Annotated in this window: 17 protein-coding genes; 11 read left to right on the top strand and 6 right to left on the bottom strand. The window is 65.5% G+C overall.

Going from position 1 to position 15640, the window contains the following annotated elements:
* The first annotated feature begins 172 nt into the window (after window positions 1–172).
* The 8 genes from rpmH to IRG63_RS04245 all read left to right on the top strand — a co-directional run bounded on the left by rpmH (window position 173) and on the right by IRG63_RS04245 (window position 5431).
* Window positions 173–310, top strand: a complete 138-nt coding sequence (gene rpmH / locus IRG63_RS04280; protein ID WP_022895130.1) for a 50S ribosomal protein L34 — start codon at window positions 173–175, stop codon at window positions 308–310.
* A 9-nt stretch (window positions 311–319) separates the two neighbouring features.
* Window positions 320–658 (top strand): ribonuclease P protein component, encoded by a 339-nt coding sequence (gene rnpA / locus IRG63_RS04275; protein WP_193509312.1) that lies wholly within the window; start codon window positions 320–322, stop codon window positions 656–658.
* Window positions 659–681: 23 nt separating this feature from the next.
* Window positions 682–963, top strand: a complete 282-nt coding sequence (gene yidD / locus IRG63_RS04270; RefSeq protein ID WP_370566191.1) for a membrane protein insertion efficiency factor YidD — start codon at window positions 682–684, stop codon at window positions 961–963.
* A 7-nt stretch (window positions 964–970) separates the two neighbouring features.
* Window positions 971–1918: a membrane protein insertase YidC gene (yidC, locus tag IRG63_RS04265; RefSeq protein WP_168625973.1), complete on the top strand. Its 948-nt coding sequence runs from the start codon at window positions 971–973 to the stop codon at window positions 1916–1918.
* Window positions 1919–1923: 5 nt separating this feature from the next.
* The gene (locus IRG63_RS04260; RefSeq protein ID WP_168625972.1) at window positions 1924–2445 is read left to right on the top strand and encodes a R3H domain-containing nucleic acid-binding protein; all 522 of its coding nucleotides are present in this window, start codon (window positions 1924–1926) and stop codon (window positions 2443–2445) included.
* Window positions 2446–2467: 22 nt separating this feature from the next.
* On the top strand, window positions 2468–3094 hold the full coding sequence (gene rsmG / locus IRG63_RS04255; protein ID WP_193509311.1) for a 16S rRNA (guanine(527)-N(7))-methyltransferase RsmG: 627 nt from the start codon (window positions 2468–2470) through the stop codon (window positions 3092–3094).
* Window positions 3095–3551: 457 nt separating this feature from the next.
* Window positions 3552–4475 carry a ParA family protein gene (locus IRG63_RS04250; protein WP_168626857.1) on the top strand — a complete coding sequence of 308 codons (924 nt, stop codon included), beginning with the start codon at window positions 3552–3554 and terminating at the stop codon, window positions 4473–4475.
* Complete coding sequence (locus IRG63_RS04245) at window positions 4472–5431, top strand: ParB/RepB/Spo0J family partition protein (protein ID WP_168626856.1); 960 nt, start codon at window positions 4472–4474, stop codon at window positions 5429–5431. The genes IRG63_RS04250 and IRG63_RS04245 overlap by 4 nt, the downstream gene beginning before the upstream one ends.
* A gap of 153 nt (window positions 5432–5584) precedes the next feature.
* On the opposite strand, the gene IRG63_RS04240 is transcribed toward IRG63_RS04245, so the two are convergent.
* The 5 genes from IRG63_RS04240 to IRG63_RS04220 form a co-directional block, all read right to left on the bottom strand.
* On the bottom strand, window positions 5585–6847 hold the full coding sequence (locus IRG63_RS04240) for a PLP-dependent aminotransferase family protein (protein WP_193509309.1): 1263 nt from the start codon (window positions 6845–6847) through the stop codon (window positions 5585–5587).
* 89 nt (window positions 6848–6936) lie between these two features.
* On the bottom strand, window positions 6937–7257 hold the full coding sequence (trxA, locus tag IRG63_RS04235) for a thioredoxin (protein ID WP_168625969.1): 321 nt from the start codon (window positions 7255–7257) through the stop codon (window positions 6937–6939).
* A gap of 31 nt (window positions 7258–7288) precedes the next feature.
* Entirely contained in the window at window positions 7289–8236 is a 948-nt protein-coding gene (trxB, locus tag IRG63_RS04230) for a thioredoxin-disulfide reductase (RefSeq protein ID WP_168625968.1), read from the bottom strand.
* 66 nt (window positions 8237–8302) lie between these two features.
* Window positions 8303–9949: a murein biosynthesis integral membrane protein MurJ gene (gene murJ, locus IRG63_RS04225; RefSeq protein ID WP_370566173.1), complete on the bottom strand. Its 1647-nt coding sequence runs from the start codon at window positions 9947–9949 to the stop codon at window positions 8303–8305.
* Window positions 9946–11940 (bottom strand): DUF6049 family protein, encoded by a 1995-nt coding sequence (locus IRG63_RS04220; protein WP_193509308.1) that lies wholly within the window; start codon window positions 11938–11940, stop codon window positions 9946–9948. The genes murJ and IRG63_RS04220 overlap by 4 nt, the downstream gene beginning before the upstream one ends.
* An 80-nt stretch (window positions 11941–12020) precedes the next feature.
* On the opposite strand from IRG63_RS04220, the gene IRG63_RS04215 reads away from it, so the two are divergent.
* Entirely contained in the window at window positions 12021–13454 is a 1434-nt protein-coding gene (locus tag IRG63_RS04215; protein WP_193509307.1) for a CCA tRNA nucleotidyltransferase, read from the top strand.
* 83 nt (window positions 13455–13537) lie between these two features.
* On the opposite strand, the gene IRG63_RS04210 is transcribed toward IRG63_RS04215, so the two are convergent.
* Entirely contained in the window at window positions 13538–14620 is a 1083-nt protein-coding gene (locus IRG63_RS04210; RefSeq protein WP_193509306.1) for an inositol-3-phosphate synthase, read from the bottom strand.
* Between the two features lie 149 nt (window positions 14621–14769).
* On the opposite strand from IRG63_RS04210, the gene rpsF reads away from it, so the two are divergent.
* Both rpsF and IRG63_RS04200 read left to right on the top strand, forming a co-directional pair.
* Entirely contained in the window at window positions 14770–15132 is a 363-nt protein-coding gene (gene rpsF, locus IRG63_RS04205; protein ID WP_168625964.1) for a 30S ribosomal protein S6, read from the top strand.
* A gap of 3 nt (window positions 15133–15135) precedes the next feature.
* Entirely contained in the window at window positions 15136–15621 is a 486-nt protein-coding gene (locus tag IRG63_RS04200) for a single-stranded DNA-binding protein (protein ID WP_168625963.1), read from the top strand.
* Window positions 15622–15640: the final 19 nt, after the last annotated feature.

Raw genomic sequence — 15640 nt, 5'->3', positions numbered from 1 at the left:
GCATCTCCAAAACTGGGGATAGTGTTAGTAGGTACTCCGGTTGCCCCGTTTGACCGGGCGCGGTTAACCCCGTACCTTTAATCAGTTGACTTCTGCCGGTAAACGGCAACCTGACTTCCCAGGGCTCAGTTCTCTTGTTGGCCCTTACGGATTCACCTGTGGAGAGAGAATCATGAGCAAGCGAACCTTCCAGCCGAACAACCGCCGCCGCGCCAAGGTGCACGGCTTCCGCCTCCGGATGCGCACTCGCGCGGGCCGCGCCATCCTGAGCGCCCGGCGTCGCAAGGGTCGCACCGAACTCTCGGCTTAGTCGTCTCCCGTGCTCGCGGGCCGCAACCGGCTGGTGACCGCCGACGATTTCAAGTCCACGCTGCGTCGTGGCCGTCGGTTCACCGGTTCCACCACGGTTGTGCACGTCGCGAGCACCGGTGAGAGCCGACCACCCCGGTTCGGCTTCATCATCACTCGGAAGGTGGGCAACGCGGTGAAGCGCAATCTTGTGCGCCGTCGCTTGCGTGCTGTCTGCTATCGGCTGCTGCCAGCCGTCGCGCCGGGCACCGATGTGGTCGTGCGTGCCCTCCCCGGATCCGAGCAGGTGCCCTCGGCTACGCTCCATAAGGACGTCGTCGACGCGCTGTCGAGGAGCCTCCCCAATTGAGTAAAATTCTACTTACCCTCTGGTTGTTGCCACGCAACATCTGCGTGCTCATCTTGCGCGCCTACCGCCTGCTGATCTCTCCTTTATATGGGGATGTCTGCCGCTACTACCCGAGCTGCTCCCACTACACCCTGCAGGCGATCCAGCAGCATGGCGTCGTGAAGGGAATCTGGCTTGGGGCCAGACGCATCCTCCGCTGCCACCCCTGGGCCGCGGGCGGCGTCGATGACGTGCCCGCTAACACCTCCGGTCGCTACCGGCTCACCTCTTTCGGCTTCGTAACCCTGAACCACGGAAAGGCCTGACTCCTACATGGACTTCATCGGCACCATCCTCTGGCCCATCAAGTGGGTCATCGAGGCGATCCTCGTCGCGTTCCACTGGCTGTGGACCAATATCGGACTCGACCCGGATGCCGGCCTGACCTGGGTGCTGTCGATAGTCGGCCTGGTCATCGTGGTTCGCGCCGCGCTCATCCCGATCACGGTGCGGCAGATCCGCAGCCAGCGCCGGATGCTTGAGGTCGCGCCTGCGCTGAAGAAGATCCAGGATAAGTACAAGGGCAAGCGCGACCAGTTCTCCCGCGAGGCGATGTCACGCGAGACCATGGAGGCCTACCGGAAGGCCGGGACCAACCCGCTCGCGTCCTGCCTGCCACTGCTTCTGCAGATGCCGATCTTCTTCGGGCTCTTCTCGGTACTTCAGAACGCCCAGAACGAGGGCGTCGGTGTCGGGATGCTCAACCAGGAGCTGTCGGAGTCGTTCGCGCGCTCCGAATTCCTCGGCGCTCCCCTGCGCCTGTCGATCTCCACCGCAGACGGCAACATGTCGGTGATCATCATCGCCATCATCATGGTCATCCTGATGACCGGTTCGCAGTTCATCACCCAGCTGCAGATCATGTCGAAGAACCAGTCGCCGGAGATGAAGGCGAGCCCGATGTACAAGCAGCAGCGCATCCTGCTGTACATCCTTCCGCTCGTCTTCCTGTTCTCGGGCTTCACCTTCCCGCTCGGCGTCATGACCTACTGGTTGGTCTCGAACTTCTGGACCATGGGTCAGCAGTTCATCGTCATCCGGAACCTGCCGACCCCCGGTAGTGAGGCGGCGCTCGCTCGTGAGGCGCGGCTTGCCAAGAAGCGCCAGCGCAAGGGCATCACGATCGTCGAGACCGACGATCCGGCAACGCCGGAGGCGCCCAAGCCCACACAGCGACAGCAACCCGTCAACCCCAAGAACCGCAAGAAGAAGAAGAGGTAGCGACCGTGACGCAGCTCTCCCCCGAGACCGACGGCATCGAGCCCGGCGCCGACGACATCCGCCCCACGGTCAGCCAGCTTGAAGAAGAAGGCGACGCCGCAGCGGACTACATCGAGGAACTCCTCGACGTGGCCGATTTGGATGGCGACATCGACATCGACGTTCGTGACGGACGTGCCTACGTCTCCGTCACGTCAACCAGCGACAGTAACCTCCGACTGCTGTCGAAGCCGGACACCGTGAGCGCCCTGCAGGAGCTGGCCCGCATCGCGGTACACACGCGCACGGGCGCCTTCTCGCGGCTCATCCTTGACATCGGCGGCTCGCGCGAGGCTCGTCAGGCGGAGCTGGTCGCCCTCGTCGAGCGAGCGATCCAGCGCATCGAGGACGGTGCGGCATCCGCATCCCTCCCCCCGATGTCGTCGTACGAGCGCAAGGTCGTGCACGACATTGTCGCAGGCGAGGGCTTTGTCTCGGTCTCCGAGGGCGAGGGCCGCGACCGGCACACCGTCATTACCGCCAAGTGACGCATGTTTCACGTGAAACATCATGAGCTTGGTTGAGCCAGAGCCGGCCGTCGCGGCGGAACTCTTCGGCGACCGGATCGAGCTGGCGCGAGCCTTTACGGCGGACCTCGCCCGCCGCGGTGACGAACTCGGTTTGATCGGACCGCTCGAACTCCCCAGGCTCTGGACTCGGCACATCCTCAACTCGGTCCTGCTCGCCCCGTTGCTTCGGCCGGGTCGCGTGGGCGATGTCGGAAGTGGCGCTGGCCTCCCCGGGCTCGTGCTTGCCATCGCCCGCCCGGATGTCGAACTCGTGCTCATCGAGCCGATGGAACGCCGCGTCGAATGGCTCGAGCACGAGAGCTCGTCCCTGGGGTTGAACAATGTCGAGGTCGTTCGCGCACGCGCCGAAGAGGTGGAGTTCTCCCCCTGGCTTGACCAGGTCACGGCTCGCGCCGTTGGCGCGCTCTCCAAGCTGATCCCGATCACCGCCCGACTGGTGCGCAGCGGCGGCGAGCTGCTGCTCTTCAAGGGCGCGAGCGTGGAGAAGGAAGTCGACGCGGCCGCCAAGGCCATCCGGAAGGCGCGGCTGAGCGATATCGAGATCATTACGCTCGGTGCTGGGCAGGTCGCCGAGGTAACGCGCGTCTTCCGATCTACAGTGGATTGACGGCGAGGGCTCGCCTCGCTCAGCAGGGCTACAGGGCAGAGGTCGTGAGAAATTGATCCTCGGACTAAGAAGGTTTCACGTGAAACATCAGGACAAGGCGGCCGCCACGGCCGCCGACCAGGCATCGAGCGCGGAGACGGAGCACGCTGCCGTCGCGGACGCACCGCTTGCGGACCATGCCGAACAGCACGGGTTCGTTCGCGGCGAGGTCGGGGCGCCGGTCTGGACAGGCGATGAATCGACGGCAATCGCCGTCGATTCAACCGGCACGACAACCGTGCTGACCGCGGACACTCCCGCGCCCGTCGGTGACATCGCCGACGCCGAGCCCATCGAAGACAAAATTGACGCCGATGTGTCCGAGCCGGAAGTCGCCGACGAGTTCGAAAAGCCCGCTGCGCCCGCGGACCCCGCGGAGGAGTTGACGGAATCGGCGGAGCCCGTGGTGGAGCCTCCCCTGGAGCGAACGACCGCCACTCCCGCATCCGAACGCCCCGCATCCGGTTTCGATGAATCCACCCCCCTCGCCCGCGAACTCGCCGAAATCACACGCCGTCGGCAGCTGCTCTCGTCCCAAGATCTGCCCCTGCCTACGAAGACACGGATCTTCACGGTCGCCAACCAGAAGGGCGGGGTCGGCAAGACCACCACCACCGTGAACCTGGCGGCAGCGCTCGCCCGCACCGGAGCGCGTGTGCTCGTGATCGACCTCGACCCGCAGGGTAACGCCTCCACCGCGCTCGGCGTCGAACACCGGTCAGAGACGCCCAGCGTCTACGAAGTGATCATCAACGATCTTCCGATGGCGAGCGTCGTGCAGAAGAGCCCCGAGTTTGAGGCGCTGTACTGCATTCCGGCCACCATCCACCTTGCGGGCGCCGAGATCGAGCTGGTCTCGCTCGTTGCGCGCGAGCAACGGCTGCGGAGCGCTCTCGAAACCTTCCTCGAGGAGTCCGATGACGCGTTCCACTACGTCTTCATCGATTGCCCCCCTTCGCTCGGGCTGCTCACAATCAATGCGTTCGTGGCCGCGAACGAGGTGCTCATCCCGATTCAGTGCGAGTACTACGCCCTCGAGGGCCTGAGCCAGCTGCTCAACAACATCCAACTCATCGAGCGTCACCTGAACCCGACGCTGAATGTGTCGACCATCCTTCTCACGATGTACGACGCACGCACCAACCTCGCCAACCAGGTCGTGCAGGATGTTCGCGAGCACTTCCCGAACGAGGTTCTTCAGACGCTGATCCCCCGTTCCGTGCGGATCTCCGAGGCGCCCAGCTACGGGCAGAGCGTCATCAGCTACGACACGAACTCGCCTGGATCCCTTTCTTACCTTGAGGCAGCGGCGGAGATCGCCCGCAGAGGAGCACCAAACTGATGGCAAAGCGAACCGGACTCGGCCGAGGCATCGGCGCACTCATCCCCACCGATACGGGATCCGCGCGTCCCGTCGACGTCTTCTTCCCGTCTCCCGCAGCCCGCGCCGAGCCGGAGGTCGAGGGACTGATCGCTGTTCCCGGTGCTCGACTGGCCAATCTGCGCCCAGAGGAGATCGTTCCCAACGCCGTCCAGCCGCGCACGGAGTTCGACCAGGAGAAGCTCGATGAGCTGATCGCGTCGATCCGGGAGGTCGGCGTGCTCCAGCCGGTGGTCGTGCGTCCGATCTCGGATGCCGCGGACGGAGCCCCCAAGTACGAGCTGATCATGGGCGAGCGCCGCTTGCGAGCGACCAAGGCGCTCGGCCTGGACACGATCCCCGCCGTCATCAAGAACACGAACGACGATGCGATGCTGCGCGACGCTCTTCTCGAGAACCTGCACCGGGCGGACCTCAACCCGCTGGAGGAGGCGTCCGCCTACCAGCAGCTGCTCGCCGACTTCAACATCACGCAGGACGAGCTCGCAACACGCATCGGTCGGTCGCGCCCGCAGATCACCAACACAATCCGCTTGCTTCGCCTGCCCGACTCGGTGCAGAAGAAGGTCGCTGCCGGGGTGCTGAGTGCAGGCCATGCGCGCGCTGTGCTGTCTGTCGGCGAGGATTCGCAGGCCATGGAGCGACTAGCGGACAAGATCATCAACGAGGACCTCACGGTGCGTGCCGCCGAGGCCGCGGCCGGCCAGGTCTCGGTCAAGCCGGCCAAGAAGGTCAAGCCGACGGCTGGCGGACGCCAGGGTCAGCTGAACGAGATCGCCGACCGGTTAGGTGACCGACTCGATACGCGAGTGAAAGTTACGTTAGGTGCGAAGAAGGGCACCATCGTGATCGATTTCGCGACGGTCGGCGACCTGAACCGCATCCTCGGTGAACTGGGAGAGCCCGGCTTCAACTGATCCAAGCAGCCTTGCGAGGGTCAGAAAGCGGCCTTCCTGGCACTGGGAAGGACCGTTTGCGACCCCTCGGGAAGGCGTGTGCGCTCGAGTGTGGTTGAGCCTGTCGAAACGCTCCCAAAAACCAACCCTGATCAGGGGTTTTCCTTCGCTACCTCAGGCCAGGTTCGCGTGCGCATCTCGCAGCGCGAGTTCCGCGTCAACCACGATGGAGAGCCTGCGGACGCCTTCCCGGATGAACTCGGGAGTCGGATAGCAGAACGACAGTCGCATGTTGGCGGCGCCGTCCCCGTCTGAGTAGAACGCGGTCCCGGGTGTGTAGGCGACAAGCTGCTCAATGGCACGCGGCAGCATCGCGCGCGAATCGAGACCCTCGGGCAGGGTGAGCCACACGTAGAATCCGCCGGCGGGTACGGTCCACTCGCACCCGGGCAGGTACTCCTCGAGCGCCGACAGCATGGCGTCACGGCGTTCTCGATACAGACCCCGGAACGTGTCGATCTGGCCTCGCCAGTCTGCGCTGGCAAGGTACTCGGAAATGACCAGCTGGGAGAAGTTGCTCGGAGACAGGACCGCGGCCTCGTTTGCGAGCACCAGCTTGTCCTTGATCGCGGTCGGTGCGAGCACCCAACCGACCCTGAATCCCGGCGCGAGCGTCTTCGAGAACGTGCCCAGATAGATGACACCATCTGAATCGAGCGAGCGCATCGCCTGCGGCGGCTGATCCTCGAAGTACAACAACCCGTAGGGGTTGTCCTCGATGACCAGAATGCCGTTCTCGCGAGCGATTTCCAGCACCTCGACGCGTCGCTGCGCACTGAGAGTCAAGCCTGCCGGGTTGTTGAACGTGGGCACGGTGTACAGGAACTTCATCCGACGGCCGGCGGCGCGCAACCGGGCGATGTGCTCTCTCAGCGCAGAGGGGATCAGCCCGTGCTCATCCATCGGAACATGGTCGATCGCGGCCTGGAAAGACTTGAAGACGACGAGGGCCGTGACATAGCTCGGTCCCTCGGCCAATACCACATCGCCCGGGTCAAGGAAGAGCTTCGCGATCAACTCGAGCGCGTGTTGCGACCCTGTCGTGACGACGACGTCGTCGGCGTTGGCCCTGATGCCCTCGAGCGCCATGACGTCGAGGATCTGCTCGCGCAATTTGGGGACACCCTGCCCCGAGCCGTACTGCAGCGCGACCGGCCCCTGCTCGCGCATGACCCGGTCGATCGCGCCGGAGACCAACTCGGGCGGCAGCGCCGACACGAACGGCATACCACCAGCCAGCGAGGCAACTTCCGGTCGTGATGCGACGGCGAAAAGGGCTCTGACCTCGGATGCGCTCAGTCCGGCAGTCCTTGCCGCGTAGCTGTCATGCCACGGGTCAAGGTTGGTGGTGTCGCTGCCGAGGCGGCCAGATGTCATTGCTGCGCGTCCCTTCTTGGTGTGTAAACAAGGGTACGCGCCCCGGCTGGGGCTGAAATCCGCTGAGGAGCAGCCCCGCCCGGCGATTCTTACGCCAGGAACTCGGCCAGGTCCGCCTCGAGCGCGGGCTTCGGCTTGGCGCCGATCACGGTCTTCACGACCTCGCCACCTCGGTAGACCTTCATCGCCGGGATCGACGTGATCTGGTACTTCGCCGCCATCTGCGGGTTGTCGTCGACGTTGAGCTTGACGACCTCGATCTTGTCGGCGTGCTCGATGCCGATCTGGTCGAGAATCGGGGAGACGGCGCGGCAGGGGCCACACCATTCGGCCCAGAAGTCGACCAGAACGGTCTTGTCGGAGTTGAGTACCTCGTCTGCGAAGGTTGCGTCGGTGACGTTCTTGCTCACGGTTTGTTCTTCCTTACTTCGGTGGTCCGGACTACGCCGGGACGGTGGTCAGATTCTTGGGGAGAGCGGCCAGGTAGTGCTCGGCGTCAAGCGCGGCTACGGTTCCAGAGCCGGCCGCGGTGACCGCCTGGCGGTAGATGGGGTCGAGCACGTCACCGGCGGCGAACACGCCGGGCACGCTCGTGCGCGAGCTGCGCCCATCGACCCACACCGTGCCATCCTGGGTGAGTTCAAGCTTGCCGTGCACCAGGTGCGTGCGCGGGTCGCTGCCGATAGCCACGAACAGGCCGTCCAGGTCGAGCGTGGTCTGAATGCCGTCAACGGTGTCGCGAAGGGTGACGGATGCGACTGACGCGCCGCCCTCGATCTTCTCGACGGTCTTGTTGTACAGGAACTCGATCTTCGGGTTGTCGAATGCGCGTTCCTGCATGATTTCGGATGCGCGGAGCGTCTCACTGCGGTGGATGATGTACACCTTGTCGGCGAACTTGGTGAGGAAGGTCGCTTCCTCCATGGCCGAGTCGCCGCCGCCGACGACTGCCACCTTCTTCTCGCGGAAGAAGAACCCGTCGCAGGTCGCGCACCAGGAGACGCCGTAGCCGCTCAAGCGGTCTTCGCCCTCGACCCCGAGTTTGCGGTAGGCGGAACCGGTGGCGTAGATCACCGCGAGAGCCTCTTCGACTCGACCGGAACCGAGGGTCACCTTCTTGACCGGCCCGCTCACGTCAAGGTCGACGACGTCATCCAGGACGATCTCGGTGCCGAACTTCTCAGCCTGCGCACGGAACTTCTCCATCAGGTCGGGACCCATGATCCCGTCCGGGAATCCGGGGTAGTTCTCGACGTCGGTCGTGTTCATCAGCTCACCGCCCGCCTGCACGGAGCTGGCGATCAGCAGTGGGGCGAGTTTGGCGCGGGCAGCGTAGATCGCTGCGGTGTAGCCAGCGGGCCCAGAGCCGATGATGATGAGTTGGCGCACGTATATCTCCTTGTCGCTGCCGGGTATAACACATCCTACGGACGCACTATTCCGCCTCTGGATGACTCAGCGGGAACGGCTGAAACGGTCGGTTAGGGAACGCAGCACGGGGGCGAGCTCCGAATTCTTGAACAGCGCGAGCAAGCCGACGTAGATGAGCGACATGAGCGTGCCGAGACCGACGATGGTCAGGGCAGCTGCCCCCATCCCGGATAGTGCGAAGCCGGCAGGCCAGAGGCCGCCGAGCAGCCACAGCAATCCGAAGCCGACGGCTCCGGCCGCGAGAGCGGCGCCGAGGTACTCGAGGTAGCGAACGGCGATGCGGCGCCCGTCGATAGAACCAAGCTTGCGCCGCAGCACCGCGAACGTGATGACCAATTGTGCTGTCACGGCGATCGAGGTGGCGACCGCGACACCGACGCCGATCCACTCCAACGGCAGGGTGCCCGCCACAAGCGCGCCGGCGACGAACACCGATTGCTTGGCGACCTCGATCAGAAACACGGTTCTCGTGTCCTCGAGGGCATAGAACACGCGCTGCATGACGAAAACAGCGCTGAACGGAACGAGACTCAACAGCAGGGCGATGATGACGTTTCCCATCGCCCGGATCTTGTCGACGTCGCTCTCGAAGAAGACACTCACCGGGTAGGCGACGACCATGAGCGCGATGGTCGCGAACACCATCACGAGCCCGATCGAGCGCAGCGACGAGGACACATCACTGCGCACGCCAGCGAGATTCCCGGCACTCGCGTGGCCGCTCATGCGAGTGAAGTAGGCGGTGACCAGCGATACCGTCACCACCGAGTGCGGGAGCATGAAGATCAGGAATGCGTTCTGGAGCGTTGTTGCGGATGCGCCGGCACCAGCTGCCTGGAAGACCACCTGCGTCTGGACGATTCCGGCGATCTGAGTGACGAGGATCATCGCGAACGCCCACGATGCCGTGCGTCCGGTGCGCGATAGGCCGACACCACGCCACTTGAAGTCCGGTCGGAAGCCCAGGCGAGCGCGCTTCCAGAACACACCGAGGATGAGCGCTTGCGCCGCGACGCCAAGCGTCGCGCTCGCTCCGAGCAGTCCGACCATGCCGGGGGTCCAGACATCCGGACTATGGAATTGGGTCCCCGACCCGAACAGCACCTGGAAGGCGACCAGCCCCGCGATGGCGACGACGTTGTTGAGGATCGGAGCCCACATGAACGGCCCGAAGACGCCGCGCGCATTGAGCACCTCACCCAGCAGGGTGTACAGCGCATAGAACAGGATCTGCGGAAGACACCAATAGGCGAACGCCGTCGCGAGGGCGAAGACCTCGGGGTCGGGATCATTGGTGTACAGATCGATCAGCAGTGGTGCGCACAGAGTCGCGATGATTGTGAGGATCACGAACACTGTGATCCCGAGCGTCACGAGTTTGTTGATGAAACGCTGCCCGCCATCCGCGTGCAGCGCCGACCGCACGATCTGCGGAACCAGCACGGCGCTCAGCATGCCGCCGGCAATGAGGGCATAGATGTTGTTCGGCAGACCGTTGGCGATCGTGAAGGCGTCGGCGGCCGCGCTGCCGACCTGGCCGATCGTCGCAGCGAGGACCGCAGCCTTGACGAAGCCGAGGATGCGGGAGACGATCGTGCCGGTCGCCATCACGGCGCTGGCGCGGCCGATCTTCGAGTCCGGCACGCCGGCGGCGTCGTCGGTCTCGCTCACGCGGCCTCCTGTGCCGGTTCCTGCACGGCACGCCGTCGTTTGCGAATGGTCCGAATCACACCGGCGATGAACATCACCACGACGATAGCGGCGAGCACCCAGGTTGCCGCGGTTTCCCACCCCGCTTGGACATTCAGCGACACCGTCACCGGCTGCGAGATCGGCACGGCAGCGGGGCTCGACAACGTGACCACCGTGCGCACCTGGCCGTTGGCCACCGTTTGCACCGGCACGAACGCCTTCGCCTGCGAGTTCGCCTCGATCGTGAGCACGATCGGGTCCTCCGTGACGTTCAGGATGGCGCGCGCTGGCTTCACCGAAACGTGCACGGTCGCGGGATAGGCGAGAGCGTTGCTCACGGTGATCGGCAGGGGCCCGTTGTCGGAGAGCAGGTTGACGGTGCTGCCGCTGGGGATGCTGATCGCATTCAGGATGTCGAACCCGTCCGTGCGGAACTGCTCAACCAGCGCTGCGCCGCCGGCAACATCAAGCGCCCACTGGTTGGACACCGTGGCCAGCAGGGCGAGTCGCCTCGGGCCGGTGAGCTGGGTGGGGTCGGCGAGCACCGTCGCGAAGTTGGCGACGGCCGCCTCGGTCTGCAGGAGCGAGTTCACCGTCGCCATTCGCGGGTCGTCGGCAAGCTCTTGAGAGACCGTTGCAGCGCTGGCACCGGCGGCCATGGTCTCGGTCAGGACTGCTTCATTCACCCAGGGGAAGGACTGGAGTGCCTGGAAGGTCTCGGCGAAGCGCGGCGCGTCAGCCGCCCGGTTGAGCGCGGCGAACACGGGCGAGCCGGGATGCGTCTTGGCCAGCTCAGCCGTCGAGGCTGCAAGCTGTGCCATCGTCGTCTGCCAGGCCGACAGCGACGGCGCCACGACCGCCTCGGAGATCAGATTCGCGACGATGTCGTCCGAGACGATACCGGCGGTGCCGTCGATGGAGACCGCGGAGGTGAAGCTGTCCCGGTCGATCCCGGATGAGCTGAGCAGCGTTGTCGTGTAGCCCGCGGCGGTGAAGGTGGCCAGGTCGGGCGTCGTGACGGTGTCTGGCCGTGGCCAGGCGATTCCATCGATCGTGTACGGCCACGCGAGGACCTCATCGACGGGCGGTGCCGCCGGGTCAACCGGTGCCGGGGTCGCCGTTGCGCCTTCCTGCGCCGGGACGGCAGCCGGATCCATTCGGAATGCCACGGGGGTCAGGACTCCCGCGCCTGATTGCGACAGCAGTCCGAGGTCGGAGTCGGCATAGCTGAGCGCGAAGGTCTCGTTGGGGACCGCCGCCAGGCGCGCGAGCCATGCCGTTGCCGACGGCGGAGCGTTGGTGCCGAGCAGCCTGATCGACGCGATGATCATCGGGTCAACGCCGATGGCGACACCGCTCGTCACGTACTCGTCCAGCATCCGGCTGAGCTGACCGGTTGGGGCGGTGTAGTCCCCTAGTTGTGTGGCGTCGAGAAGGCCGGATGCCGGTGGCGGCACGGTGAGCGCGGCGGCGGCGGACAGCGAGAACGATGGTGTGGATCCGGGGTTCCACACGATGGCGCCCTCCTCCACCGTCGGCTCGCCGCCCGGCGGTGAGTACCGGACCTGAATCGGGTAGCTGCCGAACTCGGCGAGCCCCAGAGCATCGGCGGCAACGCTGAGACTGAACCCGCGAGACTGCGCGGCGCCGATCGCCGGGACGCTGGCGGTCGCAACGGCGGCCCCCACCTCGAGGGCTGGCGGCTCTTCTGCGGTCAGCCATTTCAGGAGCTCCGCTCGGTCGGTCACCGGCGTGCGTGCGACGTGCAGGGTGACCGCCGCCGCATCGGTTGCCGCGCCGTCGTTCACGACGGTTCCGTTCACAACCAGGTCGGCTTCCGGTCCGATGACGCCGTTGCCGGCGGGGGTGATGGTCAGCGAGACGCCGTCGACGGCGGCCGCCGGGGCGAGCGGGGCCACCGCGCCGGTCACGGCAAGGCCGAGGGCGAGGAGTAGCGGAAATATTCTCATAGGCGCGAGGGAAGGTCCCGGGATTCCGTGGCCGACCTCCAGCGAGTCTATTCGCGTGCGCCCTCGATAGTCTTGGGCGCATGGAAAGCGTCGCCACCGCAATCGCGCGCCTTGGCGAACTTGCCGCATCCCCTCACGTCAGCGCTCTGGCCCGCGCCTTCGCTGATGCGGGCGAAGAGTTAGCCCTAGTTGGCGGCCCGGTACGCGACGCCTTCGTCGGAACGGCCATCAATGACCTCGATTTCGCGACGAATGCGCGACCGGACCGCATCCTGGCGCTTGTGCGGCCGATCTCTTCGACCCAGTGGGATATCGGGCGGGCCTTCGGCACGATCGGTGCGCTGATCGACGGTCACACGGTCGAGATCACCACCTACCGCTCGGACGCGTACGACGGAGCGACCCGCAAACCGGTCGTGGAATTCGGCGACACGCTCGAGGGCGACCTCCTACGCCGCGATTTCACCGTGAACGCGATGGCGCTGCGTCTTCCGGAGATGAAGCTCATCGACCCGTCCGGCGGCATCGAGGACCTGATGTCCCGTCGCCTCACGACGCCCGGCAAGCCCGAGGTCTCGTTCGGCGACGACCCGCTCCGGATGATGCGTGCCGCACGGTTCACGTCGCAGTTGGGCTTCACCGTGGCCGAGCCGACTGCCGTCGCGATGCGCGATCTGGCCGAGCGCATCAGCATCGTCTCGGCCGAGCGCATCCGGGATGAGCTGAGCAAGCTGCTGCTGACCGCCCGCCCCCGCCCCGGCCTGGAACTGCTGGTCGCGAGCGGCCTGGCCCAGCATGTCTTGCCAGAGTTGCCGGCGTTGCGGCTGCAGGTTGACGAGCATCATCACCACAAGGACGTCTACGAGCACAGCCTTACCGTGCTCGACCAAGCCATCGCGCTCGAGGAACAGCGGCATGCGGGTGCCGCACCCGACCTCACCCTGCGTCTCGCCGCGCTGCTGCATGACATCGGCAAGCCCGCGACCAAGCGCATCGAACCTGGCGGGTTGGTGACCTTCCACCACCACGACGTCGTCGGGTCGAAGCTCGCGGCGAAGCGGTTGCGCGAGCTGCGCTTCGACAAGGAGACGATCACCGAGGTTGCGCGGCTCATCGAGCTGCACTTGCGGTTCTTTGGCTACACGGAGGGCGCCTGGACCGATTCCGCGGTGCGACGATACGTGCGCGACGCTGGCGGGCTGCTCGAGCGGCTGCACATCCTCACCCGTGCCGACGTCACGACCCGCAACCGCCGCAAGGCGAACCGGCTCGCCAGCGCGTACGACGATCTCGAAGAGCGCATCGCGACGATCGCCGAGCAGGAGGAGTTGGACGCCATCCGGCCAGACCTCGACGGCGAGGAGATCATGAAGGTGCTCGGGCTGCGCCCCGGCCCGGAGGTCGGTAGGGCGTACCGGTTCCTGCTGGAGCTGCGTCTCAACGAGGGGCCGCTCGGGGCGGAAGAGGCGACCCGTCGCCTGCGCGAGTGGCGCGCATCCGGCTCCCCCGCCTGATCGTCACGTAGCCGTCGAGTTGCCCACTTCGGCCCCACTTTTCGGTGTGTTCAGGGGCCGAAGTGGGCAACTCGGCGGGCGCTTCAGGCCGCGGCGCGGGGGTGGTCGGTGATGAACTCCTCGAGCAGCGCACGCGCCTCGGGGTCGGGGTGCTGCGTCGCCGGTGACTTCATCAGGTAGGCGGATGCCGCCTCGAGCGGCCCGCCCAGCCCAGCGTCGAGCGCCAGCTTCGCGAGCCGGATGGCGTCGATCACCACCCCAGCGGAGTTGGGCGAGTCCCACACCTCAAGCTTGTACTCCAGGCTGGTCGGCGCGTTGCCGAAGCCGTGGCCCTCGAGCCGTACGTACGCGAACTTGCGGTCCCTCAGCCACGGCACGTGGTCGCTCGGGCCGACGTGGACATCCTGCGGGTCGAGTTGGGCACTGATGTTGCTGGTGACCGCCTGGGTCTTGCTGACCTTCTTCGACTCCAGCCGGGACCGTTCGAGCATGTTCTTGAAGTCCATGTTGCCGCCGACGTTCAGCTGGTAGGTGCGGTCGAGCACGAGGCCCCGCTCCTCGAACAGCCGCGCGAGGACGCGGTGCGTGATGGTCGCCCCGAGTTGGCTCTTCACGTCGTCGCCGATGATGGGAACGCCGGCCCGCTCGAACCGCGCCGCCCACTCGGGGTCGCTGGCGATGAACACCGGGATGGCGTTGATGAACGCGACACCGGCGTCGAGCGCCGCTTGCGCGTAGTGCTTCGCCGCCTGCTCGGAGCCCACCGGCAGGAAGCACACCAGGACGTCCGCTCCGGATGCGCGCAACGTCTCGGTCACGTCCACTGCTGCCGCCGCCGACTCCTGCACGCTGTCGCGGTAGTACTCGCCGAGACCGTCGAGGGTCGGACCGCGCTGCACCAGCACACCGGTCGCCGAGACCTCGGCGAAGCGCATGGTGTCGTTGTTGCCCGCCCAGATGGCGTCCGCGATGTCGACGCCGACCTTGGTCGCGTCGACGTCGAACGCGGCGACGAACTCGAGGTCACCGACGGACCACCCCCCGAGGCGGTTGTGCATGAGTCCCGGGATCACCGCATCCGCTGCAGCATCGCGATAGAACTCCACCCCCTGCACCAGCGCGTTCGCGCAGTTACCGACACCGGCGATGGCAACACGAAGACTCATTGGGTGAAAGCACTCTCCTTGCTCGAGAAAGGGGGATCTGACTACACTAGGCAGGTTGCGCGTACGTCGTTGACGTCGCGTGATGATGCCAAAACCCTCCTGTCACAGACCGTCTGTGGCCGTTCTAGTCCAAAGGAGGTGGGTTAGTTATGCATCAGTACGAACTCATGGTAATTCTCGATCCGGAGATCGATGAGCGCACCGTGGCACCCAGCCTGGACAAGTTCCTGGGCGTCATCCGCAACGCGGGTGGCACCGTCGACAAGGTCGACATCTGGGGCAAGCGCCGACTCGCATACGAGATCAACAAGAAGAGCGAGGGCATCTATGCCGTCGTTCAGTTGACCTCGGATGGTGTTGCCACCAAGGAACTCGACCGCCAGCTGCGTCTCTCCGAGGCAGTCATGCGCACCAAGGTCCTTCGCGCGGAAGAGGCGATCGCCCAGGTCGCAGCCGCAGAGAAGGCCTCCGCTGAGAAGGCCGCTCGCAAGAGCGCCAAGGCCGCGGAGTAAGCCATGGCAGGCGAAACCGTCATCACCGTTGTCGGCAACCTGACCGCCGACCCGGAACTGCGCTACACGCAGAACGGGCTCGCGGTGGCGAACTTCACCATCGCATCCACGCCGCGTACGTTCGACCGTCAGTCGAACGACTGGAAGGACGGCGAGACGCTGTTCATCCGGGGCAGCGTGTGGCGCGAGTTCGCCGAGCACGTCGCAGGTTCGCTGACCAAGGGCAGCCGTGTCATCGCACAGGGCCGCCTGAAGCAGCGCAGCTACGAGACGAAGGAAGGCGAGAAGCGCACGAGCCTGGAGCTCGAGGTCGATGAGATCGGCCCCAGCCTTCGCTACGCGACCGCGCAGCTCACGCGCACTTCTGGCGGCGGCGGGGCACGCTCCACCGGCGCCGACGAGCCGTGGGCGGCAGCCGCACCGGTCGACTCGTCATCCGGTGACGTGTGGAACACGCCCGGCAACTACAACGACGAGACGCCGTTCTAACGGCCTCGATCACGATCTA

Source organism: Cryobacterium sp. BB736, assembly GCF_014980265.1.
Classification (GTDB): domain Bacteria; phylum Actinomycetota; class Actinomycetes; order Actinomycetales; family Microbacteriaceae; genus Terrimesophilobacter.
The sequence above is the reverse complement of the archived record's forward strand: the minus strand, read 5'-3'. Positions and strand labels throughout refer to the sequence as shown.